We start from the raw sequence: 24,633 nt of genomic DNA on the forward strand, positions 1-24,633 counted from the left end.
ACTGAAAGATCATGAAAGAACGAATTGGCATTGTATTACTGCTTTTGATTTTTGTCTCCTGTCAGAAAAAAGAAGAATCTATCAACATTACCCCTGAAGATTTCCATAGCTCGGTGGACAAAGTCACTGAAATTATGATCCACGATATTTTTTCACCTCCTGTTGCCAGTAGAATTTACGCTTATCCAAATGTGGCTGCTTATGAAATTTTGGCCAAAAATGATGATTCCTATAAATCGTTAGCAGGTCAGTTGCGTAATTTGGAAAGCATTCCAGAACCTCAAGAAAAAGAAAAAATAAACTTTGAGTTGGCCGCCTTGATTGCACATATAGATATGAGCAAAAAGCTAATTTTTTCTGAGGAAAGAATTGAAACCTACCAAGATAGCCTCTACAATACTTGGAGCGAAAAAAATGAAGTCGTTTTTAACGCTTCCAAAACTTATGGCCTAAAAGTATCTGAGCATATTGCCGCCTGGATGGACAAGGACAATTATAAGCAGACACGAACAATGCCAAAATTCTCAGTTAACTCAGATGATCCATCACGCTGGCAACCTACCCCTCCGTCTTATATGGATGGCATTGAACCCCATTGGAACAAAATTCGGCCCTTTGTAATTGATTCTGCGGGTCAATTTAAACCACTTCCTCCTCCTCCTTTCTCTATGGAAGAAGACTCGGATTTCTATAAAGAAGTAAGAGAGGTTTATGACATTAGCAATGAAATTACTGCAAAGGGAGATGAATCTGAAGAAGTGGCCATTGCACAGTTTTGGGATTGCAATCCATACGTTTCGGTTACCAGGGGTCATTTGATGTTTGCCACAAAAAAGATTACACCAGGAGCGCATTGGATAGGTATTGCAAAAATTGCAAGTCTAAAGACCAATGCTGATGTAGCAAAAACGGTTTATACCTATACCAAAACCTCCATTGCCATTGCAGATGCATTTATAAGTTGCTGGGACGAAAAATACCGAAGCAATTTGATTCGCCCAGAAACACTGATCAACGAGCATATTGATGATAGTTGGGAACCTGTTTTGCAGACTCCTCCGTTTCCAGAGTATACAAGTGGACACAGTGTTGTTTCAGGAGCGGCAGCTACTGCACTAACTTCCATTTATGGGGATAATTTTGCTTTTGATGACAATACCGAGGTTCCCTACGGACTACCAGTAAGGTCTTTCAAATCGTTTAAGCAAGCTGCCGATGAGGCTGCGATTAGTAGAATGTATGGTGGAATACACTATCGCGCTGCAGTAGAAATTGGTGTTAAACAAGGACGTGACCTAGGGCGGTTTGTAGTTGACAAGCTTAACATGACAGCACCCAATTAAACACTATTACCTATGAGGAGGGTTTTTATAGCACTCTGTGCTCTTATCATCATTGCTTTAGTTTGGTACCTTTTTTTAAAACCACAGGATTACCAAGTCAATTTTAAAGTCAAAACTACACCTGGGACCGTAAATCAAACGGTAAAGGCTTGGCATACTTCCATGGGTGATTTTGAACCTGTTGAACAAGAGAGTCTAAACAGTTTTAAACAAGAATTGGCTTTTAACGATTCCATTCATGAATATCATTGGGATGTATCTGCAATTAATGATTCAATGAGTCACATAAAAGTAAATATCAAAGATGTTGAACATAGTTTAATCAATAAGATACAAATTCCTTTTTCTGACACTGATTTTGAGAAAAAATCCAGAAAGACCCTGCTTGCCTTTAATGATTTTTTAAATGATCATCTTAAGGATTTTAAGGTCACAATAGTTGGTGAGGATGAGCTTTTTTCATCTGCCTGTGCATGTATTCCGGTAAAAACATCACAAATTGGCAAAGCAAAAGGAATGATGCGGAACTATTCCTTTTTAAATTCTATCTTATACGAAAATGGAGTGGAGTTAAACGGCCCTCCCTTTGTTGAGGTAATTGATTGGAACATAAAAACGGACAGTCTATCCTATAACTTCTGTTATCCCATTATTCGTTCCGAAAGCCTCCCAAACCATCCAGACATAACATACAAACGCATTTTTGACAAAAAGACATTGAAAGCAGAGTATAATGGCAATTATATTACTTCGGATAGAGCTTGGTATGCATTGCTCAATTACGCGGAGCTAAATAACATTGAAGTAGAAAAAAAACCCGTAGAAGTTTTTTACAGCAACCCTAACTTGGGCGGTAACGAATTACAATGGAAGGCAGATATCTATTTACCTATAAAGGAAGCCAATGAGTAAGTTCTCAGCTATCCTTGCCTTAGTATTCTTGCAAGGTTGCGCACAAAAACCGTATTATGGTGATTTAACCTATTTAGGGAAATTGCCCTCTAAACTTAGTGAAGTTTCCGGTATTGCAACTTTTGATCAATCAAGAGCTTGGGTTCTAGAAGACAATGGAAATAAAGACATTATTTATGCCATAAACCTTGAAGGAAAACTTGTTAAAGAATTCAAGGTGAAACATGCAAAAAATAATGATTGGGAAGATTTAGCAAAGGATAAGAAAGGAAATCTATATATAGGGGATTTTGGCAATAACGACAATGACCGAAAAAACCTGACCATATACAAACTCCCGAATCCAAATCAAGAAAAAGGGAGTAGCATCCCTGCAGAGAAAATAGAGTTTTACTATCCGCAACAAAAAGAATTTCCACCTTCAAAAAAAGAACTCTTATTTGATGCTGAAGCTTTTTTTCACTGGAACGATCATTTATACATATTTACGAAGGATCGTTCCCGTCCATATTTAGGAAAAACTTTGGTGTACAAAGTTCCTGACAAAAAGGGAACTTATGAAGCCCGACTTATAGGCACTCTAAATTTGTGCAACGAACAGCATCACTGCTCTGTTACCGGTGCCGACATCTCCAAGGATGGTAAAACCCTTGCACTTTTAGGATATGGTTATCTATATTTAATACGGGATTTTGAGTTGGAACATCTAAGCTTCGCCAAAATAAGCCGCACTTACCTAAAACATGAAACCCAAATGGAATCTATTTGCTTTCTTGATGATTCCACCTTGCTCATTGCTGATGAACAATCGCAGACCAAAGGGCGAAATTTGTATTCGTATAAACTTGACTAGGTTATCTTTGGCAATCCACCAGACCATGCTTTATTTTTTACTTAATTTTTAATTGTCAGAAAAATGAAAAAAGTCAACAAAGAGCTCATCAACAAGTTACTCGTTGAAGTCCCAAAAGGAACCATTGAAATGCGGGATGACCGAATAAAAAAGACTTGGGAGGTCAAAATTGATAGTTTTTATTTATCTAAATATCCAACGACCCAAGCTTTATACAGGTCGATCACAAAAGAAAATCCAAGTTCTTTTAAAGGCGATAAACTCCCCGTTGAAACTGTTACTTGGATAGATGCTGTTGCTTTTTGCAACAAATTATCCGAACATTTGGGAATAAATCCATGTTATATAATAGACAAAGAAAGAGGAGAAATAAGATTTGTTTCAAATGCTGATGGATTTAGACTCCCAACAGAAGCTGAATGGCAATATGCATGTCAATGCGGAACAGGAAAGAAAAGATACGACGGCATTGAATCAATTGCCTGGTACAAGAAAAATTCTAAAAACCAACCTCATGAGGTTGGTCAAATGAAGCCAAACGCATGGGGACTATATGATATGTTAGGAAATGTTTGGGAATGGTGTTCAGATATCTATGATGAAACCAAATATGGTGAATATCGAGTTTTTAGAGGTGGGGGTTGGTGTGATGTAGCAAGAAGTGTTATGGCCACAACCCGCAGAAGAAGTCATCCATTTTCTTTTAAAATTGATGACTTGGGATTTAGAATTGCAAAAAATGCATGTTAAAATCCTATAAACCAAATTCAGACGAAGGGAAGAAATCTATACTCTTATATAATTGACTAAATAGTTCTCTACGACTTCACCCTGCTCAATGCGGTAGGCTCAAGACGATATTTGGAAAAAGAATTTTACTGGGATATTTATGATAGTAAAAAAAGCTGCTTTTTTGGCGCTGCACTTATCGGCTCGAATATGGGGCGTTTGGTGTTTTAAAGCTCCAGACTATCAAACTGCTCTATATTATGGTAATTGCGCTCATTTTCAATTATAACATTATCCGCCAAATGACCTATATTTATTGTTAGCGGCTGGCATTTAATTCAAGCTAGCCACACCTTTTTCACTAAATATTAATTTCTAATTTTTTTCAAAGTATCAATTATTTACAATCTGAATGTGTAATACATTTCATCGGCTTGCTTTTTCTAATCGGTGTTTTATTAATTCTTTTTCATTTTTTTTATTGGCAAAACCAATGGCAATATTTAGGTATTCTATTTCTTTTTCAATGTTATTATTCATACGGTATAGTTCCGCTAACAAACAGAAATAGTGGTGGTTGTTTTTCAATTCTAGTTTATGTGCCTCTTGAATAGCTTCGGCAACTGAATTAGCCCGTGCAAGGGCATATGTCCGATTCATAGCAATAATAGGTGAATATTCTATTGTTAGCAATTTATTATATAACTGTAATATATTATTCCATTTCCCATTATTGTCTCTTGTGTGCCAATAAGCGATTCCCGCTTCAAGATGATATTTGCTAACAATATCTCCCTCAGCGGATAGTTTAAGGTATTTCGTACCCTTTTGAATTAGTGCTGAATTCCATTTGCTTTTATCCTGTTCATGATACAGCAAATCACCCTCTTCTCCTGAAATCCTGGCATCTAATCTAGAAGTATGAAAACACATTAAGGCTATTAATGCATGTATTTTTTGCTTCGGAAAGATTTTATGCTCAGATAAGAAAATACTAAGTCGCATGGCTTCCCAGCATATTTCGTGTCGGATATTATCTTCATTAACACTGCTATAATAACCCTCATTAAATATTAGATAGATGACTCTTAATACGTTGTCAAGTCTTGTAACATATTGGTTTAATGTAAGATTCGTCTCAACTCGATTTCGTTCTTTAATTGCTTTTTTTGCTCTGTATAATTTTTTGTTTATTGTTTCTTTATTTGACAAAAGTGCCTTCGCAATCTCTTCAATACTAAAACCACACAAAATTCTTAAAGCAATACAAATCTGAGATTCTTTGTTAAGTTCATTGTCACAGAGCACAAACATCATGTGGAGCTGGCTGTCTTCAATTATTTTATCAGTAATTTCAATCTCGCCAATTTGCTGAGTTCTTGCTCCTAATTCAGGAGTAATTTTTTCCTCAAAGGTCTTCTTCCTCCTGAAATGTTCCAGCATTAAATTCTGTGCTACCTTTCTAAGCCAGGCTTTAGGATATTCGGGAATCCCTTTATGAGACCAGGTTTTCATTGCTCTTAAAAATGTATCGGATACAATATCTTCCGCTAATTCCAAGTCTTTTAATCCATAATAGCTATTGAGTACAGCAACTAAGTTGCTGTACTCAGATTTAAAAATATCAGAAAGTAACTTGTTATCCATTTAATCAGAATATTACATTCCATCAAAAACCATAATGTCTCTGACCTCTACTTTACCACCGCTACTTAATGCAGGACAACCATTTCCCAATTGGATGGCATCTTCAATAGATTCAGCTGATACAATGATAAAACCTCCAATAATTTCTTTCAGCTCTGCATAGGGTCCATCTGTAATAGTTCCGTCAGCATGCATCGTTTTTCCTTCAAAACCAAGTGCTTCACCTGGATTTTTTAATTTGCCTTGTGCACCAATTCCTCCCATCCAATCTTGCCAGGCTTTTACTTCTTCTTCTATTTGTTCTGGAGTAGGATTAAAATCAGGATTGGGTTCGCTGTGAAATAACATCATAAAATCTTTCATGTCTTTTGTTTTTTAATTTTAAATAATAAATTTTTATACGCTTAATGATTGAAAAGTTTGAAATAGGACAATAATTTAATTTGGTGAATGCAGTCCCATTTTATTCCCTTCCGAATCGATGAATAATGCAAAAAAACCGCTTTCATCGGCATGGGGTGTTTTGGGAACAAGAATGCTTCCTCCGTTTTGTTCCACCTTTTCAAGAATTACCTGCAAGTCGTCTCCTCCATTAAGATATAGGGTTACCCCTTTAGCTGAAGGTTCGTAACCTTCTCCTTTCATAATAACACCAATAACCTGTTGGTTTTCAAATGGTAATAAACCCATTTCCATTCCTGGAAACGCCATGTGCTCAATATCGATATCCAGAATGGCTTCATAAAAGTTTATTGCGCGTTTTATGTCCGTTGCCGGAATCTCAAAAATAGAAATATAACTTTTCGTTTGTTTTTTACTTTGGTCGATGGTTGCATCATAATCATGATGTTCCATTCCATTCACATTGCTGAATGCAAGCATTGTGAAAAATAAATTCAAAATTGTTCTTTTCATGTCTTCTGTTTTTAATGAATAAATAATAAACGTTTAATTCATAATGATTGAGAACATGGAAATAGGACAACAAACTTATTTTTTTTACTACAATGTGATATAAAACCATGGATAATCGTTCTCATCAGAGCCACTGCTTGCCGCTAACGTTTAAGATATCGCTCGTTTTAATGAGCTATATCGCCCGATAAGTGAAGTTCGGGAAAATCTACTTAAAAATCTAGTGCAAATTGATAGATGTCCGTTATGGATTGTTATATGACTTCATTTCACATAACATTTGAATCCACGTCAAAAATGGCCCTCTTTTCCGAGCTAAAAACCAAATCCAACCCCAAAGGCAAATCGCATTCCATCCGAGCTGTTAAACAATCCAAAGTTAGCTGATAAGAGGTCGGCCCCATTCAAAAAGAAACCCCCTCCATAGGAGTTGTGCCATTTATCAGAGTCTTCCCCCGGAAACCAAACCCTTCCATAATCAAATCCCCCATAAATGCCGGGTGTGACCGGCAACAATCCTGTCTGCCTATTTCTAAAGCTTAATCTAAGGTCAGTGTTTTGGTAAAAAGCTGATTTTCCGGTAAAGCGCTCAAACCTGAACCCTCTTAATCCATTGTTGGCCCCAATATTGGCTCCTTGGTAAAACTCAAAATCATCACCAATGTTTATATGACCTTTAACTTTAGTGGCCAAAACCAGTTTCCCATTGGAACATAACTTGTGATCTATAGAAAGGCTTGGGATAATATACCCAAATGCTCTGTTGGAATCGTCCAGATTCATTTTATACCCTCCTTGCAACGAAAAACTCATTCCCATGGTAGGGAAAGCCGCATTATCTGTGTTGAAATAGCTGTACTCGGCATCTACACCAAAGAAACTTTGTTCATTCTCTTCACCATTTTGCACATAAAACTGGTTAATGAATCGGTCTTCGGTCTCTTCAACCTCAATATCTTCATAGGAAACCCCCAACCTTACCTTAGAACCCAAATATCCTCGCCAAACCAAAGATGGTGCAATCTTTATGGTCTGTAATTTCACCCTATTATAATCGAGGCCCAAAGGTTCATCATCCTCATCATTATCCGTCTCGTTGCCAAATCCAAAAAAGTTGATAGCAAAATTTGGGCTGGTAAATCTAGCGTCCAACTCCAGATTCACCCCTTCAAAAATATTGGCAAACTCTCCATTGTACCCCAAATCAAAACCGTTGGTGGCAAAATAGTAGGTTGCATTAAAAATGTGACGTTGCGTAAACGGATTTTGCCTAAAACCATTGACAATATAGGTGTCCGTAAATCCTATTCTAAACCCATCATCTGGATTAGACCCTATGGTAGGCAGAAATTGGTTGTTGCTAGCCTTGATTTTTAAAAAATCGTAGGTGTTGGTGTCATAATCATTGATACTATGCACTTTTCCGCCAAATGCTTCATCATAAGTGTTCTTTTTAGCTTTAAAATCATAGGTATGTACTTTTTTTGACTTCTCCCTTATTTTATAGACGTCGTTATTTTGCCCACCAACAATGCGCACTTTAATTTTTGAATTGGGAGTATTTACATCAAAAACATCATCATCATCAAGGCCATATACCCAAACTTCTTTTGTGAACTGGGGATGGTAGGTCTTTTTGAAGAACATATCTTTATTCTCTCCATCTTTTATACGATATCCCCTTACTTCCAAGTCTCCGGTTTGAGTTGAAGTTATGTTGAAGTAATCATCTTTATCAGTACCGGTCACCACACTGTACTTATTAATTACGCCAAAATATTCCCTAGCTGTATCCACTAAGTTTCTTTTCCTCGCCAAAAGTGTCTTTTTGATTTTGGTAATGGTTTCATCCCGCACTTCCTCCGGAAAATTCAAAAAGGCTTTATCAATTACTGCCTCCGTAATATGTTGTTGAATAAATTTTGCTTGTGCGACCCAAACATCCATATCTACTTCTGATAACAAAGCCATATCCAAGGCAAAAGTCCTAGGAGAGGAAGTAAATCCTTTCACACTTCTTATTTCTTCGTGAAAGCCTTCAAAAATGCGTAGGGCAGGCACGGCACGAGAACCTAATTCCAAGATAAAACCGTCTCCCCAACGTGAATAGGCTTGGTCTCTATCTCTTGGTATGGGTTTATATACTTTTTTGCCATCATCTCCTTTAAATTCAGCCCAACGCCACTGATCTACATGTCGGTCCCAATCACCAATCAATATATCGAACAATCTAGCCCTTGCATAAGTTTCGCCATCCAAAGCATATGCTTCGTCTTTTCTTAGCTTTTGGATAAAATCATAAGTGCTTTCAATCTTTTTGGTTTTTCCAAAGCTTTCCAAATCAGAATGTCCATCGGAAACATGCTCCTCAATCATGTACAATCCCTCACCAAAATCGGTATTAAAACTCCCCAGCACAGATTGTTTGGGTACGTAAAAAAGTTTTGGATTGGTATGATAGAGTTCCACTGCATCTGAAAGTTCACCTACGGTAAAAGGAGCATACGGGTGAGCACCTGTGTACAAGTCCATAAGTAGTTTTTCCGTATAAGTGTCATCAAATTGCCCAATAACGAATCTTTCTTGGAAAGCCATGGCCTGCAAATAGCGTTCTACACTTTTACGTAAGTCGCGCATTACATATTGTTTGCCCTCCTTGTCCATTAAGCGTAATGAGTTGGATTGGTTTCCTCCGCCTTTTCTCACCACTGAAAGTCCACCGTAAAGGGTATCCAATAATACGGTAGGTGCTTTTATCTTTGTAGCATAATATTCTCTATAGCGCTCACCCCAAAGCCATTTATGGAATCCGCTTTTATCAATTTCCTCATCGGTATAGATAGATGCTTCTTTATATGCAGGAAATTTATCATCATAAGATGCCTTTTTTGTTGAAACATTCGGTGTTAGCACTTGGGTTTGGAACAAGGATTCTTCCTGACCTGCATCCGCCCCATAAAAATCTACTTTAGAGGAACCATCAGTGTACACCTTTAAAACGGCATATCCTGTTTTTCCGGTTGAAAACTTACTCCCATTTAGAAGTCGGGTTGCCCCCTTTTTCGCTCCAGAGCCACTCACGATCTGCGGAATCCCATTTTCTACAATATATTGTAAGGTGTGTTCATGTCCAGAAACAAAAACTACCTTATCAGAATACTGAGAAAGGGTGATTATCCTTTTTCTTAAATGATTGTACATTTTGTTATACACGTCCGTAATGGAAGCTCCTGATGTTTTTCGCAACAAATTTGCCAGCGAACCAAAAACCGGAAAAGGGAAGTTCCCACCGCTGGGGTTCATGTGCTGTTTAAACGAAAAATATCCGCCATGGGATCCATAGGTAAACATGGGATGGTGCATGGCAATAATTGTAGTTTTGTCCACATTTTTTTTGATCAAACTTTCCAGTTCTTCAAAAAACCTTGTGCGGGACTTGATCTCGCAATCATCGTTCATGGTGGGATGTTTGTCCCAATTGGTCAAGTACCATTCCGTATCGATTGCAATTACCAGGATATTATCGCTCACCTCTATTTTTTCAATGGGACATCCATTATCTGGCAGAAATACTTTTTTGCTGTCCAATGCCTTTTGCACATATTTTTCCTGGCGTTCCAACCCTTTAAGCCCATTGCTGTACCAATCATGATTACCAGGAATAAAAATCGTTTTCCCTTTAAAATCATCAACAGTACCCAATTGGGCATCCAAATGGTTTTTTGCCAGCTCATGACCCGAAGGGTCAATCTTTTTGTCAGGAAAACCTGCAGGATAAATATTATCCCCTAAAAAAAGAACAGTGCTGTTCTTGTCAGCTTTCTCTAATCGCCCTTTAAATTGTTTAAGAGTGGGGTTCATATCTCCAACTGGCGACTTCCCTGCATCCCCAATCAAATAAAAGGTGTGTTCAACTTCTTTATCGGAAGAAATATCTGTTTTTTTGACGGGTACTGCATATTTTGCTTCGTAGGTAGCACATCCTGTGGCCAAGGCCAATAAAAGAGTAACTAAGTAATGTTTTTTCATATCTCTGAGGTTGATTCCAAAATTTTGTATTTTGGAGAATTCAAAGTACTGTTATGTCGGAAATTGTTGAAAAAGCTGAACATTTTGTCTCTGAACTTTTGGAAAATGAGTTGAATCCAAAGTTCTTATACCACAATTTGCGACATACCCAGCGTGTGGTTAAAAGTACTAAAGAATTACTCAATTTCTATAAGCTTGATGCCGCAGAAGATGAAAAGCTCTTGCTGTCGGCCTGGTTCCATGATACAGGCTACACCAAAGGAGTACAAAACCATGAGGAGGCCAGTTGTAACATAGCAGTCAATTTTCTGAAAGAAAACAATTATGATTCCAAGGACATTGAAGATATAAGCGCCAATATTATGGCTACGGAACGGTACCACAAGCCTGAAAATCTAAGCCAACAAATAATCCGTGATGCGGATGCTTCCCATTTTGCGCAAAAGAGCTATTGGGAAACCACTGATTTTTTGAAGGAAGAACTGGAACTGCTTGATATTGCCAAATACTCCAACAAGGAATGGAGAGATGCAAATATTAAAATGTTCCGGAATGAGCATGAATTTTACACGGATTATGCCAAGGAAAACTGGGAAGAAGGTAAAGAGCGTAATCTGAAACAATTGGTCAAAGAGAAAAAAACAGAGAAAGAAATTGCCAAAAAAGAAGCTTTAAAGGCCAAATACAAAAGTGAGAGTCCTGATAGAGGCATCCAAACCTTATTCCGGGTTACCTTAAAAAACCACTTGACTCTCAGTGACATTGCCGATACCAAGGCTAACATATTACTTTCTGTAAATGCCATTATTATATCGGTGGCGTTGTCAAACCTTATTCCCAAACTGGACAACCCATCTAATGCCTACCTAATTTGGCCCACATCAATTTTTATCACTTTTAGTGTGGTTTCAATGGTTTTGGCAGTATTGGCCACGAGGCCCAACGTAACTAGTGGACAGTTTACCAAACAAGATGTAGAAAACAAGAAAGTTAATCTTTTGTTCTTTGGCAATTTCCATAAAATGAGCCTCGGCGATTACGAGTGGGCCATTCAAGAATTAGTAAAGGACAATCAATATATTTATTCTTCCCTAACAAAAGACCTTTACTTCTTAGGGTTAGTATTAAATAGAAAATATAAGATTCTTCGGTTGACCTATACCATATTTATAATTGGAATTGTGATATCGGTAATAGCCTTCGCCATATCGTTCCACTTTTTAGGCGGAGCGGATAGGTTATAGCTAAGATTTTAGCTCTTCCATTAAGTCTTGATACGTATAAGTACGTTCAGATTTTGTATCCTTGGTATATAGAATTTCTGCCCTTATAGCTTTTAACCCAGTTACTCCTTGCAATCCTTCTAGCTCCACAACTTCAATATTATTGGTAAAATAGCCTTTTGCCTTTAGGAACTTGATATAGCGCATATATTCTCTCTCATCCTTGCGCTGACTGTACACAATGGAAAGCTTTCCTTTTTGGGTCAATCTTTCGTTGGTCCCTTTAATGTAGGACTTATCAATGCGCTTCTTGATAATCTCGTATCTGGCATTATAGGTCCCGTCCACATCAAATCGCTTTTCATCCATTCTAAAACGAATGGCCAAAGAAGTACTGTACACTAAAATGAGGGAAGCGACATCTAATTTTACCGGCAATTTCGGCTTTAGTGCATAGTACTTATTTTCCATATCACACATTACCTGTAATTGCCATAGCCGAAGGTTGCTCAAGTACAGTTCACTAAAATTTCTATCATTGGCAATAGAGCTTCCAATATACATGTTGTGCTCTACCCCATCAGTTTTATAGCGCTCAAAATAGTGGGGAAACATTTCTTGGGCCTCCACTTGCTTTTTATCCAATAACGCAGCAAGCTGCATGTTGGACTCCATTACACTATTGTCATAATTTCGACGATGGTCATAATATGATTCCGTTCCTTCGTCTATTTGAGATTCATAATTCTCAACCAAAGCCTTGAGTTCCTTGTCTTCTTGTATTAAGTGTTTAAAAACCGGCGCTATTTCCTCTTTCACAAAATCAAATACTGCCTGCTCTGTATGGGTATACAATGCTTCTTTAACCTCTTCAAGATAAGTATCCACCCTAAACATAAGTTCTTCGTAAATAGGTAATTTGAACTTTTTGAAGGCTTCGGTCAAAACTCCGTTAATCTCCGAAAGCTGGATCATTAAATCTCGCTGAATAGATAGGTTTCTATGCTTGGATGATTCCTTGATATCAATTTGACCATAAAGCGGATAAACATCTTTAAAGACTATTTCCTTAAAAACCGGTTGGTTTCCTTCAAGCTCATCGGCCATAAAACGTTTTGCCTCTTCCTGAAACTTCCAATACACCGATGAATGAACCGTGGTACACTCGTGCTGTATAATAGCATCAATTAAATTCTCCTCTTCTTCAATAGATCGAAGCACAGCTGAAATGATGAAGGGCATGACATCTTCTAACTTGTTTGCGTTGATGCTGTTTAGTTCGTTTACCGTGGTTGACACCAACTCTAAAACACCCAACAAATTGCCATCGCTGGCTATTGGGGCCAGTATGGCACTTTTTATTCCCTGTTCATGAAGGTTTTTATAGGGCTGCTCCCCATTTGATCTTTTAAAGTACTTCTCTACATTAGAGATTGCAAAATAAGTGTTCTCCTTAAACAGTTTTTCATGGGAATAGCTACATAACATTTGATCACAAGACTCCATGTCTTTTCCTTTAAGGATGTAACTTTCTATTCCCTTACCATAAATTTTAAGGAATCTATTGGTATTTGAATCATATCCTGCAAAACCAACATTTATCTTTCTTAAATTGAACAAGGACCTAAAGGTTTCTTGAAAACCATCCATGAAATCTTCATTTGCCCTCTTGTTACTTCCAATAAGTGTAGATTTTATTTCAGAAATAGAATGTTCAGCGGTAACATCGAACATATTGGAAATCACGAATCCTTTGGAAATAAAACTGTTTGGCGGAATTTTCTCTTTCCATAGCTCTACATTGTCAAAATTCTCCAGTAGTTCATCCACATCAGCTTGCGAAAGTTCCTTTGCCTTTTCCGTAGGAACTATCTCCATAAAATCTGCATTGTAGAGTATTCTATAATGCCGCATTACCCCATTGGCATCGGGTATATCATAAAACAACGGCCTCTTAAAATCCAGTTTAAAACCATAATAAAAACTTAGTACCACCGTACACCGCATAATATAATCCACATTTGTGGGCATATTCCGGATTTGGAGTTCAAACCCATCCCCAGCATCGGCTAAAATACTCTGGAAACGCTCAGAAGAATTAAAAAACAAATTCTCATACGGGACAGATGCCGTTTTAATCTCATTCTTGGTAAGTACCGGTGAAAATGTATCGGATAGGATAGTACTGATTACATCTTTATGCTTGTTCAACAGCCCAATATCACTAAACCCTTTCCTCAACTCTGGAAATGGAGCTTGCGCATCAAGTACATATTTAGCCCTTGCAGCCAAATATTTATCCTTGCTTTTCAGTTGCTCATCGTAGTGTTGCATCAATTTGTTGAAACTAACCAGATGCAACATGGGGCTCTCTGTCTGGTAATTTTGCTCCATACAATATAAGTCGAGGTTTAGCAGGTAAAGTTACAAAAAGAAAAAATGCAAGGTTGTTAAGGGATTCCTTATGGATTTGTCGGCTTTTTTTGGATATTTAATGAAATTTGTTCCATGTCCTCCAATTTTAGGTTAGATCGGGCTTATCAGAATGCGAAAATCATCCCTTTTGATGGTTCTTCCAAGTTTATCTTATTTAGTGACTGCCATAGAGGAGATAACAGTTTTGCAGATGATTTTGCCAATAATCGGAATATTTACTTCCATGCATTAAACCACTATTATCGCGAAGGTTTTCAATATTGTGAGCTTGGTGATGGGGATGAACTTTGGGAAAACCTCAGTTTTGAATCCATTTTTGAGGCCCATAAAAACGTCTACCAATTACTAAGGCAATATCATTTGGAAAACCGACTGCACATGGTATGGGGAAATCATGATATGGTCTATCGACATAAACCTTATGTTGATAAACATCTATCGAGTTATTTTGAACCCATAGAAGATACAGATAAAGAACTTTTTGAGGGAATAACCTATCATGAGGCAATAATCCTGAAACATCGGGAAACTCAACAAGAACTGTTCTGTACCCATGGCCACCAAGCCGATTGGTGGAACTATGTTTGCTGGCGAATTGGAAGGTTTTTAGTGAGAGTTCTTTGGAAACCTTTACAAGTTGTTGGGATAGCCGACCCTACCAGTCCTGCAAAAAATTATAAAGAGCTCATCCGGATTGAAAAACGTATCAAACGTTGGATTCTGAAGAACAATCTTAGAATTACAATTGCAGGACATACGCATAGGCCCAGGTTTCCGGAACCAGGGCAGATTCCATTTTTTAATGATGGTAGCTGTGTCCATCCAAGGAGTATCACCGGAATTGAGATTGAAAATGGTGAAATTTCCTTGATTAAATGGCATATTGATACCAAACCTGATGGTACGCTTCAAATTGTAAGGGTTCTATTGGAAGGGCCGGAAAAATTATCCGATTACATAGATTCCTAGCAATGTAAATCATCGATTTAACGTCTCTTTATCATGCAGATGGCAAGGTATTTGTTAACTTTAGAACAACGTATCGACCAAGTTGCTATGAAAACTCTTGTTCTTTTGCTATCCGGTTTTGTCTTCGGGCTTACAACTTTACAAGCTCAAGGAGACATTCCAACCACTCGTCCACTCAAAGTTGGGGAACGCAACAATTTGGATATTAAATCCAGTAATCAAGGTACCTCGCTACGTATACCATCGGTTATTAGTGAAAATTTGACCTCCAAAAACAATACTCCCAACATTAAAATGTTACCTGATAAAAAGCTAGTGCAAGCCGGTCATGATTTAGTTATTGATCCCAAGGTTGGGGAAAAAGAAAAAAAAGGTTCTAAAAAGCACCACGGTGATCAATATTTGGGCGATGTTAAAACTACAGCCAAATTTATTGGAATAGTATGTAGGGATCATGAGTATGTAGATGGCGATCGTGTAAAAATATATCTTAATGGAGAAATTATTGAACACAACATGCTCCTTTCAGGTTCTTTTAGAGGTATTAACATTGATTTAGTTCAGGGGTTTAACCGACTTGATTTTGAAGCACTGAACCAAGGTTCCTCAGGACCCAACACTGCACAAGTTGTAGTAGCGGATGATAAGGGGAATATTATCCATAACAACCGTTGGAACCTTTCCACAGGTTCCAAGGCCAGCTTAATAGTGGTAAAAGAGAAGGAATAGTTGATGCTGAATATTGTGAAATACAAGCTTTCAACAGCATTTATTTGTTTTGTTTCATTGTCCACTTACTCTCAACTAAAAGAATGTATCCCTTTTAATAGTTTTAATCAGTATTCCTCTGTAAAAGAAATTTCTCGGGATTTTTCTTTTCTTGAAGATAATCTTTATTTGAATGAGAAATTGAAAAATGAAGTTCTTCAGCTAATTGTCTTAAGAGATGAAATAAAAGATTTACCAAAATATAGCAACTTATATAGAAAAGGTGTTTCCAAAGGCTATTGTATTTATTTGATAAACAATACTAATGACCCTGTTGTATTGCAAGGAATGGATGGTGCTGTTTTAATCACTAGACAGGTCTTTCACTCCGGAAAATGGACAAGTTTGAAAAGCTCAAAAAAGGCTAGACGCCCTATTTGTGGGAACAGCTTCTTCAGTTCTAGAAAAATTTCACCAAATAGCTATTTATCATTTGTTGCCCCCTGTATAGAAGGAGAAGTTCCGGTTAAAATGAGATTCGTCCTAAACAAAAAATCTAGCTCCAGTAATAATCTAATCATTTCTAACTCCTTTGATACTTTTGTCCATTGGTCACTGTTAAACTGAATCACTCCCCAGGCTTATACGTCTTAACTGCTCTTTCTAAAACATCCTCCTTATAATAAGCAGCATCTTTCCATTGTATATCAGCATACATTTGAATTTGGTCATCAAAATGAGGAGAATCTGGGTTTCCACTTTGCCCCCCGGCTAAAATGGTCTTGGCTTTGACCTTATCGCCAAATTCCACTACTGCTACAAAACTATTCCCTCGTGTACCGTAGATTTTTTTTGTTCCATTATCATACCTAGCTCCATAGGCAGCCAACGCACCCCATCGTCCACTGGCAAAACCAATGGGCATACTGGGTTTGGTATCGTCAAAAGCTTGACGGATATCTCCATTCAACCTTTGGTAACGATTTACCTCTCCCCAGGGCATTTGCCATGTTCCAAAATCCTGCTTTAGCCGATATACGGTTTCTTGAAACAAAGCCAATTTTTCCGAATCTGGCGATTCGTCACCCCAATATTCCACCAATTGCATACTATACAATCCATCTGGTCTGTTAGCTTGTCGATAACACTCTGTTCCATAATAATGGGCCAAGGTCATTGCCAAGGATTCTTTGGATGTTCTAAAATCCCATTTTCGTAAAACCTCAATCGGTTCTTTGAGCTTTGAGATTGGATTCTTGTCATACGCCTCTATCAATCCTGGAATCAACGCCTCAAAAGCTGGCAAATAAGTATCATGGGCCAGTTGAATCAAACTATCCAAGGTATACCCACTTTGATTGGTCAACAACTCAATAGCATGGATTCCTCGAAAGTTTTCCTGATCACGGGACATATATTTGGGATAATCATTTCGGTTGGGACTGAACTCCAAAGCTGAGGTGTAAGGTGTTGAATTACAATTTTGAATCCATCCATTTTCAGGATTCAGCACCAAAATGTTTTCATCAACAGTGTGCAATCCTTGCCAATCGGTTTTGGGGTTATTGCCATCAACAGGACTTGAATAATCAAAAATAGTATCCCTTTTAGGGATAAAGTTCCCGTGGAAATAGGCAATATTACCTTCACTGTCAGCATAAACGGTATTGTTGGAGGAATTAGTTCGGATATCCATCATTTCCCGAAATCCCGTGTATCCATCTTGTTTTGTTCGAATGTAAGATTGTTCTAAGGCTTTGACCGGTTCCCACATCATACCCGAAGCAGTCCATTGACCATCTACCGCATGGGTAATGGGCCCGTGATGAGTACGATGCAATGGAAATTTTTTCTCTTTTAGCTCATCTCCCGTTTTATATTTTAATGTAATCTCTGATGTTTCAACCGGCCGCAGTTCCTCTCCATATTGATAAAAAAGGCTGCTGTCATTCTTAACAATTGTTTCCTTAAATTCATCCATCACATCAGTATAGGTAGATGTATGCATCCATCCTGTATTCTCATTGAAGCCCTGATATACAAAAAACTGACCCCAAGTAACCGCTCCGTATGCATTTAGTCCCTCTTCACTAACCACATGCACCTCACCTCTAAAATAAAAAGAGGTGTGAGGATTAATCAATAACATTGCATTGCCCGATTCGGTTAAGTCTCCCGATATGGCAATTCCGTTAGAGCCTTGAGGCTCGGCCATTTCCTTTTCTTTTTTAATTTGAAACTGCTCCATTTCTGGAAGCTCCATACCACTTTCATAAAATGCCTTGATTTTTCTGATTGAAATTCTTTCAATATCCCCACCTATACTCCCTTCACTAAAATACATGGGCATCCATGGTTCAAATCTGGTCAAAAGTTTGGGTTTAACTTCGGGGTGGGTATGTAAATAATAGTTGATTCCATCGGCAAAAGCATCGCAAAGTTCTTTCAACCAGTCAGGGCTTTTTTCATAATTGCCAATGGCTTCTTCCTTTGTCATGAACAAATTAGCACGTAAATCACTATAAATGGCATCTTCTCCCTCTACTTCGGCCAACCTACCTGTTGCCCAAATGTAATTTTGTTCCACACGGTTAAAATCATCTTCACATTGCGCATATAACAATCCAAAAACTGCATCAGCATCTGTTTTGCCATAAATATGGGGTACGCCAAAATCATCTCGTATAATGGTGACGCTTTCTGCTTGGGCCTTCCATTGTTCAACTTCGGTCTGTGGCTTCTCCCCACACCCAACTAGTATCAACAATCCTAGCAATGATAAAATTCTCATTGGTTTTAGTTTTTTAATTCTCAACAGCGCTGGAACTTACATTTCCTTATGCTTTTTTCAAAAACTGGGTCTTCAGAACAATTTGTGCTTTTCCAACACGACATTCAACTTCCTGCGGGCTTCCAGTCAAGCGTATATTTTTTATTATGTTTCCTCTTTTAAGGGTTTTGGACATGCCTTTGATCTTTAAATCTTTAGTCACATGTACATTATCTCCATCCTCAAGAATGTTACCATTGCTGTCTTTGGTATCCATAGGTTTATTTTAGACTGTTAATGTACAGCAAAAGCCATTGAATTACTAATTGAATATGGGCCTGTCACCAACTACCGCTTGCGCCTCCACCTCCCGAACTGCCTCCACCACCAGAAAAACTACTGGAACTGCTACCAGAAGAACTAGAACCAAAGGAGTGGCTACCAGAGGACGAGAAGGTTTTACTTATATATTTACTATCGCTTTTCAATAATGACAGCTTGAAACCATCCTTACCTTTTATCAAAATCTTTACTGAAGCCAACAATATGGTAAAACCAAAAAATCCACCAACAAGCACATAAATCCATGACGAGTCTTCCAACAAGTATCCCAAATTTTCTATGTCTATTCCAAAATCAAACACTTCCGCGGCAAATAACAAAGGCATTAAAATAAAAGCCAATGAAAAGATAACTGGAATGACTCCAAAAACCACCATAAAAAGGCCTCGCAAAACACCAAGTTTGCCAATCAGCATTCCTCTAAATGCTTCCACAATACCCGAGTATGTCCGGTAAAAAATAAAACCCCCGGCAACAATAAAAATTAGAAAGAAAAAACTCATAAAAACCCTTAATCCCCAACCCATCTCATTTTCAGATTCTAGCTCTTCTTTAAATTCTTCAAGAGCTTCAGGGTTGTTCAAAAATTTGATGAGCTGGTCAGTAGCTAAATCCAGTCCCTTAAAATAATACTCTTCCTTAAACTCGGGAATCATGGTGTTTCTAATAATTCCAGAGGCAACGGCATCAGTAATATAGGGTTCCAAACCGTAACCCACTTCAATCCTAACTTCCCTATCGTTCTTGGCAAAAAGAATCAGTATGCCATTATCTTTTTCTTTTTGCCCCAATCTATTTTGATTAAATGTCCCGTTTGCATATTCCTCAATGGTCTCATTTCCCAAAGCGTCAATCGTTAAAATCACCAGTTGGTTGGTGGTTTCGCTTTCAAACCGGGTGAGTTTGGCTTTTAGCCCATCCAGCTCTTGGGTTGAAAAAACAAGAGCACTGTCGGTAACAATTTCTCTTAATTCCAAATAGCGTTGCTGACCAAGAGTTATGAAAGAAGATAAAATCAGAAAAACAACAAGAAAGCTTTTTCTCATAATACTATGCATACCTAAACATCTAAATATACAATATGTTAGACGGATTTTATTACACCTCCATTGTGCCTGCCACAATGGTTTCACGTCAGTATAATTTCAACTAACTTGTACCTTCTTTTAAAATTCTTCATGTCAGAGAAAAAAGTAAGTATCCTAACAGCATTCAAGACCATTATCTGGCCCAAAAGAAAATTGGTGTTTATTGGTTTGTTATTAATTGCTGTTAGCAAAGCAGCAGGTTTTGTTGCCCCAATTGCATCCAAATACCTTATTGATGATATTATCGTCAAAAAAGATGTGACTATGCTCAAATATCTGGTCGCCGGGGTAATGTTGGCCATTTTAGTTCAATCGGTCACTTCGTTTTTGTTAACAAGAATATTGAGTGTCCAGGCTCAATTTTTGATTTCAGAGCTTAGAGCAAAAGTTCAAAAACACGTACTCTCACTACCTATTCGTTTTTTTGACAATTCTAAATCAGGTGCCTTGGTATCTAGAATCATGACCGATGTGGAAGGAGTTAGAAATCTAGTAGGAACCGGTCTGGTTCAATTGGTAGGAGGTGTGATCACAGCCGTAGTTTCGTTGATTCTTTTATTGGATATCGACGTTTTTATGACACTTTTTACTTTTATTCCTTTGATCATATTTGGTTTAATCGCCCTAAAGGCTTTTAAAATTATCCGACCCATTTTTAGGGAACGAGGCAAGATCAATGCTGAAGTAAAAGGAAGGTTGACTGAAACTTTGGGAGGTGTTCGTGTAATCAAGGGGTTTAATGCGGAAAAACAAGAACACGAAGTTTTTGAGGCCGGAGTGGATCGCTTGTACCAGAAGGTAAAGAAGAGCTTGACCACCACTGCATTTATGACCAGTTCTTCCACTTTTTTACTTGGGGTTGCCACCACAAGTGTTATGGGGTTTGGTGGTTATATGATCATTCAAGGAGATCTTAGCGTAGGTGAATTTGTGGAATTTACCGTGTTACTTGGTATGATGATAGCCCCCATTGTGCAAATGAGCAATATTGGAAGCCAACTGACCGAGGCCATGGCCGGTCTGGACCGAACCGAGGAATTGATGAACATGGTTCCCGAGGCTGATGAAGCTGAACGAACCATTACATTGGACTCAATTCATGGGAATATGAATTTCAATAACGTTTCTTTTGCCTATGAGGAGGACAAAGAGGTGCTGCACAACATTAGCTTTAAGGTAAAATCGGGGCAAGTGATTGCTTTGGTGGGCAGTTCAGGTTCAGGAAAATCGACAATTGCAGGGCTTGCCGCCAGCTTTTTGACCCCAGATTCAGGCACCATTACCATTGATGGGAAAGATCTGTCCAAAGTTGAGTTGAACAGTTTTAGGCAATATTTGGGTGTGGTTTTACAAGATGATTTTTTGTTTGAGGGCACTATAAAAGAAAATATTCTCTTTCCGAGGCCCAATGCCTCAGAAGAGCGGTTGCAAAAAGCTGTAAAAGCAGCTTATGTGGATGAATTTACCAACCGATTTGATGAAGGGTTGGACACCTTGATAGGGGAAAGAGGTGTGAAATTATCAGGAGGGCAACGTCAACGCATTGCCATTGCCAGAGCGGTTTTGGCCGACCCAAGGATATTGATTTTGGACGAGGCTACATCCAATTTGGATACGGAATCCGAAGCTTTGATTCAAAAAAGTTTGGCAGAACTTACCAAAGGAAGGACAACTTTTGTCATTGCCCACCGATTGAGTACTATCCGAAAAGCGGACCAAATCTTAGTAATTGAAAATGGTAGGATTGCCGAACATGGCACACATGATGAGTTGATAGCTTCCGAAGGAAGGTATTACAATCTGTTTACGTACCAGGCCAGAATTTAAGCTTCTTCCGGAGCCAATTGCACTTCCAGACCATCTAAATCATCGGTCATATGGATTTGACAGCCTAGTCTGCTATTATCCTCTACGAAAAAAGCTTCAGCTAGCATAGCTTCCTCATCATCCGACTTTTCTGGAAGTTGGTGTTCCGATTTCACATAACATTGACATGAAGCGCACATGGCCATTCCACCACAAATTCCAATAGTTCCCTCAGGAGCTAATTCATAAGAACGAACCACTTCCATAAGGTTCATGTTCATATCAGTTGGAGCATCTACTTCGTGCAATACCCCATCACGGTCGGTTATTTTTATCTTTATATCTGACATTCTTATTCAATACTTTTCACCACAGCCTTTGGAGCCTCTTTTTTACTTCCATCAAATCCAGTAACGCCACCAACAGTAGTATATTTCATTACATATTTTTTATCTGGAAAAATACGTTGATAAGCACTTTGGCACATTAATGTAGCTTCATGGAAACCACATAGAATCAATTTAAGTTTACCTGGATAGGTGTTTACATCACCTATGGCATAAATCCCTGGAATATTGGTTTGATAGTCCAAGGTATTGTCCACTTTTATGGCATTCTTCTCAATTTCCAATCCCCAATCAGAAATAGGGCCCAATTTAGGAGAAAGTCCAAAAAGAGGGATAAAGTTGTCCACATCTAGATCAATTTCTTCTGAATTATCTGTTTTTCTAACAATTATCTTTTCAAGCTTCTCTCCACCCTGAAGGTCAATCACCTCCGCGGGAGTAATCAAATTGATTTTTCCTTGGTTCTTCAATTGTTGTACTTTTTCTACAGAATCCAACGCTCCCCTAAATTCGTTACGGCGATGCACTAAAGTTACCTCAGAAGCAACGTCAGCTAAGAAAATAGACCAATCCAGAGCAGAATCACCTCCGCCAGCTATCAATACTTTTTTATCACGATAAACCTCAGGCTCCTTGATCATATAGGCCACTCCCTTATCCTCAAACTTGAAAAGATTATCCAACATGGGTTTTCTGGGTTCAAAACTACCCAGTCCGCCCGCAATGGCAATAATAGGGGCATTGTGCTTGGTTCCTTTGTTGGTAGTGACCAAAAAAGAGCCGTCTTCCAACTTCTCAATTCTTTCGGCTCGTTCTCCCAAGGTAAAACCAGGTTGGAAAGGCTTTATCTGTTCCATTAAATTATCAACCAGTTCACCAGCCAAGACTTCCGGAAATCCTGGAATATCGTAAATGGGTTTCTTAGGATATATTTCTGCACATTGCCCTCCAGGTTGTGGCAAAGCATCAATTAAATGGCATTTTAGCTGCAAAAGACCTGCCTCAAAAACAGTAAAAAGACCCGTAGGGCCTGCTCCAATAATCAGTATATCGGTTTTAATCATTCAGAATCGTATTTGGATATCCGCGCAACTTAAGATTTGTAATAGGAAGGATTTATGACTTTTATCAGCCTAACTCACATTAATGACCTCTTCAATCTGAGGAACATATTTTTTAATGGTCATTTCAACACCACTTTTAAGGGTCATCTGGTTGACGCTACAGCCAATGCAATTACCCTCAAGCCTTACTTTAACGGAGCTGTCATTATCTATTGAAATCAACGAAATATCGCCTCCGTCACTTTGTAGAAAAGGTCGTATTTCATCCAAAGCTTTTTCAACATTACTTCTAATTTCTTCTGATGTCATGCTCATTTCTTTTTAACGGCAGCACAACCTGCCATTGTTGTAATCTTTATTGCTTCTGTTGGTGGTAAATCAGTATTTCTTCTTACCAATTCCTGCACCACATTTTTAGTCAACTCCTCAAATGCCTCTTCAATAGGGGTGGCAGTTTGCATGGCCGCTGGCCTACCTACATCTCCCGCTTCGCGAATACTCTGCACCAGAGGAATTTCTCCCAAAAATGGTGTATCCAAATCTTTTGCCAAGTTCTTGGCTCCATCTTTTCCAAAGATATGGTATTTGTTATTAGGCAGCTCTGCCGGCGTAAAGTAGGCCATGTTCTCCACTATTCCCAAAACAGGGACACTAATGGCTTCTTGTTGGAACATGGCAACTCCTTTTCTGGCATCTGCCAAAGCAATTTCTTGAGGGGTACTTACCACAACAGCTCCTGTTACCGGAAGTGACTGCATTATGCTCAAATGAATATCTCCGGTACCCGGAGGCAAATCTAATAACAGAAAGTCCAATTCTCCCCAATGGGCATCAAAAATCATCTGATTGAGTGCTTTGGAAGCCATGGGCCCTCTCCAAATCACTGCTTGGTTAGGCTGGGTGAAAAATCCAATGGATAATAGCTTCACTCCATAATTCTCCACAGGTTTCATCTTGGACTTGCCATTAACATTAACCGACAGTGGTTTTTCCAAGGCAACATCAAACATTATAGGCATAGATGGCCCATAGATATCCGTGTCCAACAAACCCACTTTAAAACCCATCTTTGCCAAGGTAACCGCCAAGTTAGCTGTTACCGTAGATTTCCCTACGCCTCCTTTTCCAGAAGCAACGGCAATAATATTTTGAATTCCGGGGATTGGGTCCCCTTTTATTTGATTAACCTTAGGCTTTGAAGGTGCATCAACCTTTAGGTTAACCTTTATTTTTGCTTTTTCATAAACCTCTCTGTGGATAATCTTTAAAATTTCCACTTCGGTTTTCTTTTTGGCTTGTAGGCTTGGATTCTTTATGGTCACATCCACTTCAACTTCATCTCCAAATACCTGTATATTGGTAACCGCACCGCTCTCCACTATATTTTGGCCTTCTCCAGGAGCGGAAATACCTTCTAATGCCTTAAGAATATCTGCTTTGTTCAACTTCATC

General features: G+C 38.4%; 21 protein-coding genes. 9 read left to right on the forward strand and 12 right to left on the reverse strand.

All coding sequences use genetic code 11. The features are described 5' to 3' along the window. Positions 1 to 11: 11 nt before the first annotated feature. The 4 genes from CRO15_RS01185 (at position 12) to CRO15_RS01200 (ending at position 3,858) form a co-directional block, all read left to right on the forward strand. Positions 12 to 1,343 carry a vanadium-dependent haloperoxidase gene (locus CRO15_RS01185; protein WP_097043899.1) on the forward strand — a complete coding sequence of 444 codons (1,332 nt, stop codon included), beginning with the start codon at positions 12 to 14 and terminating at the stop codon, positions 1,341 to 1,343. A 12-nt stretch (positions 1,344 to 1,355) separates the two neighbouring features. Next, positions 1,356 to 2,255 carry a GyrI-like domain-containing protein gene (locus CRO15_RS01190; protein ID WP_097043900.1) on the forward strand — a complete coding sequence of 300 codons (900 nt, stop codon included), beginning with the start codon at positions 1,356 to 1,358 and terminating at the stop codon, positions 2,253 to 2,255. Next, a complete protein-coding gene (locus CRO15_RS01195; RefSeq protein WP_097043901.1) occupies positions 2,248 to 3,108 on the forward strand; it encodes an NHL repeat-containing protein in 861 nt (286 codons plus the stop codon). Before CRO15_RS01190 ends, CRO15_RS01195 begins: the two co-directional genes overlap by 8 nt. Before the next feature lie 63 nt (positions 3,109 to 3,171). Beyond that, positions 3,172 to 3,858, forward strand: coding sequence for a formylglycine-generating enzyme family protein (locus CRO15_RS01200; RefSeq protein ID WP_097043902.1), 687 nt, complete (start codon positions 3,172 to 3,174; stop codon positions 3,856 to 3,858). A gap of 405 nt (positions 3,859 to 4,263) precedes the next feature. Here the strand turns inward: CRO15_RS01200 and CRO15_RS01205 are convergent, their stop codons facing one another. The 4 genes from CRO15_RS01205 to CRO15_RS01220 form a co-directional block, all read right to left on the reverse strand. Beyond that, positions 4,264 to 5,484, reverse strand: a complete 1,221-nt coding sequence (locus tag CRO15_RS01205) for an RNA polymerase sigma factor (protein WP_097043903.1) — start codon at positions 5,482 to 5,484, stop codon at positions 4,264 to 4,266. Positions 5,485 to 5,496: 12 nt separating this feature from the next. Further along, positions 5,497 to 5,847 (reverse strand): YciI family protein, encoded by a 351-nt coding sequence (locus CRO15_RS01210; RefSeq protein ID WP_097043904.1) that lies wholly within the window; start codon positions 5,845 to 5,847, stop codon positions 5,497 to 5,499. A gap of 75 nt (positions 5,848 to 5,922) precedes the next feature. Further along, positions 5,923 to 6,399, reverse strand: coding sequence for a VOC family protein (locus CRO15_RS01215; RefSeq protein ID WP_097043905.1), 477 nt, complete (start codon positions 6,397 to 6,399; stop codon positions 5,923 to 5,925). Positions 6,400 to 6,714: 315 nt separating this feature from the next. Then, complete coding sequence (locus CRO15_RS01220) at positions 6,715 to 10,428, reverse strand: metallophosphoesterase (RefSeq protein ID WP_097043906.1); 3,714 nt, start codon at positions 10,426 to 10,428, stop codon at positions 6,715 to 6,717. A gap of 53 nt (positions 10,429 to 10,481) precedes the next feature. Here CRO15_RS01220 and CRO15_RS01225 point away from each other — a divergent pair, with 53 nt between their 5' ends. Next, a complete protein-coding gene (locus tag CRO15_RS01225; protein ID WP_097043907.1) occupies positions 10,482 to 11,672 on the forward strand; it encodes a Pycsar system effector family protein in 1,191 nt (396 codons plus the stop codon). Here CRO15_RS01225 and CRO15_RS01230 read toward each other — a convergent pair whose 3' ends face one another. Continuing rightward, positions 11,673 to 14,045, reverse strand: coding sequence for a GAF domain-containing protein (locus CRO15_RS01230; RefSeq protein ID WP_097043908.1), 2,373 nt, complete (start codon positions 14,043 to 14,045; stop codon positions 11,673 to 11,675). It lies immediately after the preceding gene. Positions 14,046 to 14,159: 114 nt separating this feature from the next. Between CRO15_RS01230 and CRO15_RS01235 the strand changes: the two genes are divergently transcribed. The 3 genes from CRO15_RS01235 (at position 14,160) to CRO15_RS01245 (ending at position 16,391) form a co-directional block, all read left to right on the forward strand. Beyond that, a complete protein-coding gene (locus CRO15_RS01235; protein WP_097043909.1) occupies positions 14,160 to 15,056 on the forward strand; it encodes a metallophosphoesterase in 897 nt (298 codons plus the stop codon). Between the two features lie 87 nt (positions 15,057 to 15,143). Next, positions 15,144 to 15,785: a hypothetical protein gene (locus tag CRO15_RS01240; protein WP_097044804.1), complete on the forward strand. Its 642-nt coding sequence runs from the start codon at positions 15,144 to 15,146 to the stop codon at positions 15,783 to 15,785. A gap of 15 nt (positions 15,786 to 15,800) precedes the next feature. Further along, entirely contained in the window at positions 15,801 to 16,391 is a 591-nt protein-coding gene (locus tag CRO15_RS01245) for a hypothetical protein (RefSeq protein WP_133067188.1), read from the forward strand. Position 16,392: 1 nt separating this feature from the next. Here the strand turns inward: CRO15_RS01245 and CRO15_RS01250 are convergent, their stop codons facing one another. The 3 genes from CRO15_RS01250 to CRO15_RS01260 form a co-directional block, all read right to left on the reverse strand. Continuing rightward, positions 16,393 to 18,555 (reverse strand): acylase, encoded by a 2,163-nt coding sequence (locus CRO15_RS01250; RefSeq protein WP_097044805.1) that lies wholly within the window; start codon positions 18,553 to 18,555, stop codon positions 16,393 to 16,395. Positions 18,556 to 18,601: 46 nt separating this feature from the next. Next, positions 18,602 to 18,811: an alkylphosphonate utilization protein gene (locus tag CRO15_RS01255; RefSeq protein WP_097043911.1), complete on the reverse strand. Its 210-nt coding sequence runs from the start codon at positions 18,809 to 18,811 to the stop codon at positions 18,602 to 18,604. A gap of 64 nt (positions 18,812 to 18,875) precedes the next feature. Then, positions 18,876 to 19,922, reverse strand: coding sequence for a TPM domain-containing protein (locus CRO15_RS01260; protein WP_097043912.1), 1,047 nt, complete (start codon positions 19,920 to 19,922; stop codon positions 18,876 to 18,878). A gap of 132 nt (positions 19,923 to 20,054) precedes the next feature. On the opposite strand from CRO15_RS01260, the gene CRO15_RS01265 reads away from it, so the two are divergent. After that, on the forward strand, positions 20,055 to 21,791 hold the full coding sequence (locus CRO15_RS01265) for an ABC transporter ATP-binding protein (RefSeq protein ID WP_097043913.1): 1,737 nt from the start codon (positions 20,055 to 20,057) through the stop codon (positions 21,789 to 21,791). Here CRO15_RS01265 and CRO15_RS01270 read toward each other — a convergent pair. From CRO15_RS01270 to CRO15_RS01285, 4 genes are all read right to left on the reverse strand, one after another. Then, the gene (locus tag CRO15_RS01270; RefSeq protein WP_097043914.1) at positions 21,788 to 22,120 is read right to left on the reverse strand and encodes a 2Fe-2S iron-sulfur cluster-binding protein; all 333 of its coding nucleotides are present in this window, start codon (positions 22,118 to 22,120) and stop codon (positions 21,788 to 21,790) included. The genes CRO15_RS01265 and CRO15_RS01270 overlap by 4 nt on opposite strands. A 2-nt stretch (positions 22,121 to 22,122) precedes the next feature. Next, the gene (locus tag CRO15_RS01275; protein WP_097043915.1) at positions 22,123 to 23,181 is read right to left on the reverse strand and encodes an NAD(P)/FAD-dependent oxidoreductase; all 1,059 of its coding nucleotides are present in this window, start codon (positions 23,179 to 23,181) and stop codon (positions 22,123 to 22,125) included. A gap of 69 nt (positions 23,182 to 23,250) precedes the next feature. Continuing rightward, on the reverse strand, positions 23,251 to 23,490 hold the full coding sequence (locus CRO15_RS01280; protein WP_097043916.1) for a NifU family protein: 240 nt from the start codon (positions 23,488 to 23,490) through the stop codon (positions 23,251 to 23,253). 2 nt (positions 23,491 to 23,492) lie between these two features. Then, the gene (locus tag CRO15_RS01285; protein WP_097043917.1) at positions 23,493 to 24,632 is read right to left on the reverse strand and encodes an Mrp/NBP35 family ATP-binding protein; all 1,140 of its coding nucleotides are present in this window, start codon (positions 24,630 to 24,632) and stop codon (positions 23,493 to 23,495) included. Position 24,633 lies beyond the last annotated feature (1 nt).

The sequence above is a fragment of the Flagellimonas pacifica genome, from assembly GCF_900215465.1.
GTDB classification, from domain to species: Bacteria; Bacteroidota; Bacteroidia; order Flavobacteriales; family Flavobacteriaceae; genus Flagellimonas; species Flagellimonas pacifica.

Bases quoted from the DNA above. Each gene is read 5' to 3' on its own strand.
- CRO15_RS01185 (WP_097043899.1), top strand. From the start codon at position 12: ATGAAAGAACGAATTGGCATTGTATTACTGCTTTTGATTTTTGTCTCC.
- CRO15_RS01190 (WP_097043900.1), top strand. From the start codon at position 1,356: ATGAGGAGGGTTTTTATAGCACTCTGTGCTCTTATCATCATTGCTTTA.
- CRO15_RS01195 (WP_097043901.1), top strand. From the start codon at position 2,248: ATGAGTAAGTTCTCAGCTATCCTTGCCTTAGTATTCTTGCAAGGTTGC.
- CRO15_RS01200 (WP_097043902.1), top strand. From the start codon at position 3,172: ATGAAAAAAGTCAACAAAGAGCTCATCAACAAGTTACTCGTTGAAGTC.
- CRO15_RS01205 (WP_097043903.1), bottom strand. From the start codon at position 5,484: ATGGATAACAAGTTACTTTCTGATATTTTTAAATCTGAGTACAGCAAC.
- CRO15_RS01210 (WP_097043904.1), bottom strand. From the start codon at position 5,847: ATGAAAGATTTTATGATGTTATTTCACAGCGAACCCAATCCTGATTTT.
- CRO15_RS01215 (WP_097043905.1), bottom strand. From the start codon at position 6,399: ATGAAAAGAACAATTTTGAATTTATTTTTCACAATGCTTGCATTCAGC.
- CRO15_RS01220 (WP_097043906.1), bottom strand. From the start codon at position 10,428: ATGAAAAAACATTACTTAGTTACTCTTTTATTGGCCTTGGCCACAGGA.
- CRO15_RS01225 (WP_097043907.1), top strand. From the start codon at position 10,482: ATGTCGGAAATTGTTGAAAAAGCTGAACATTTTGTCTCTGAACTTTTG.
- CRO15_RS01230 (WP_097043908.1), bottom strand. From the start codon at position 14,045: ATGGAGCAAAATTACCAGACAGAGAGCCCCATGTTGCATCTGGTTAGT.
- CRO15_RS01235 (WP_097043909.1), top strand. From the start codon at position 14,160: ATGTCCTCCAATTTTAGGTTAGATCGGGCTTATCAGAATGCGAAAATC.
- CRO15_RS01240 (WP_097044804.1), top strand. From the start codon at position 15,144: ATGAAAACTCTTGTTCTTTTGCTATCCGGTTTTGTCTTCGGGCTTACA.
- CRO15_RS01250 (WP_097044805.1), bottom strand. From the start codon at position 18,555: ATGAGAATTTTATCATTGCTAGGATTGTTGATACTAGTTGGGTGTGGG.
- CRO15_RS01255 (WP_097043911.1), bottom strand. From the start codon at position 18,811: ATGGATACCAAAGACAGCAATGGTAACATTCTTGAGGATGGAGATAAT.
- CRO15_RS01260 (WP_097043912.1), bottom strand. From the start codon at position 19,922: ATGAGAAAAAGCTTTCTTGTTGTTTTTCTGATTTTATCTTCTTTCATA.
- CRO15_RS01265 (WP_097043913.1), top strand. From the start codon at position 20,055: ATGTCAGAGAAAAAAGTAAGTATCCTAACAGCATTCAAGACCATTATC.
- CRO15_RS01270 (WP_097043914.1), bottom strand. From the start codon at position 22,120: ATGTCAGATATAAAGATAAAAATAACCGACCGTGATGGGGTATTGCAC.
- CRO15_RS01275 (WP_097043915.1), bottom strand. From the start codon at position 23,181: ATGATTAAAACCGATATACTGATTATTGGAGCAGGCCCTACGGGTCTT.
- CRO15_RS01280 (WP_097043916.1), bottom strand. From the start codon at position 23,490: ATGACATCAGAAGAAATTAGAAGTAATGTTGAAAAAGCTTTGGATGAA.
- CRO15_RS01285 (WP_097043917.1), bottom strand. From the start codon at position 24,632: ATGAAGTTGAACAAAGCAGATATTCTTAAGGCATTAGAAGGTATTTCC.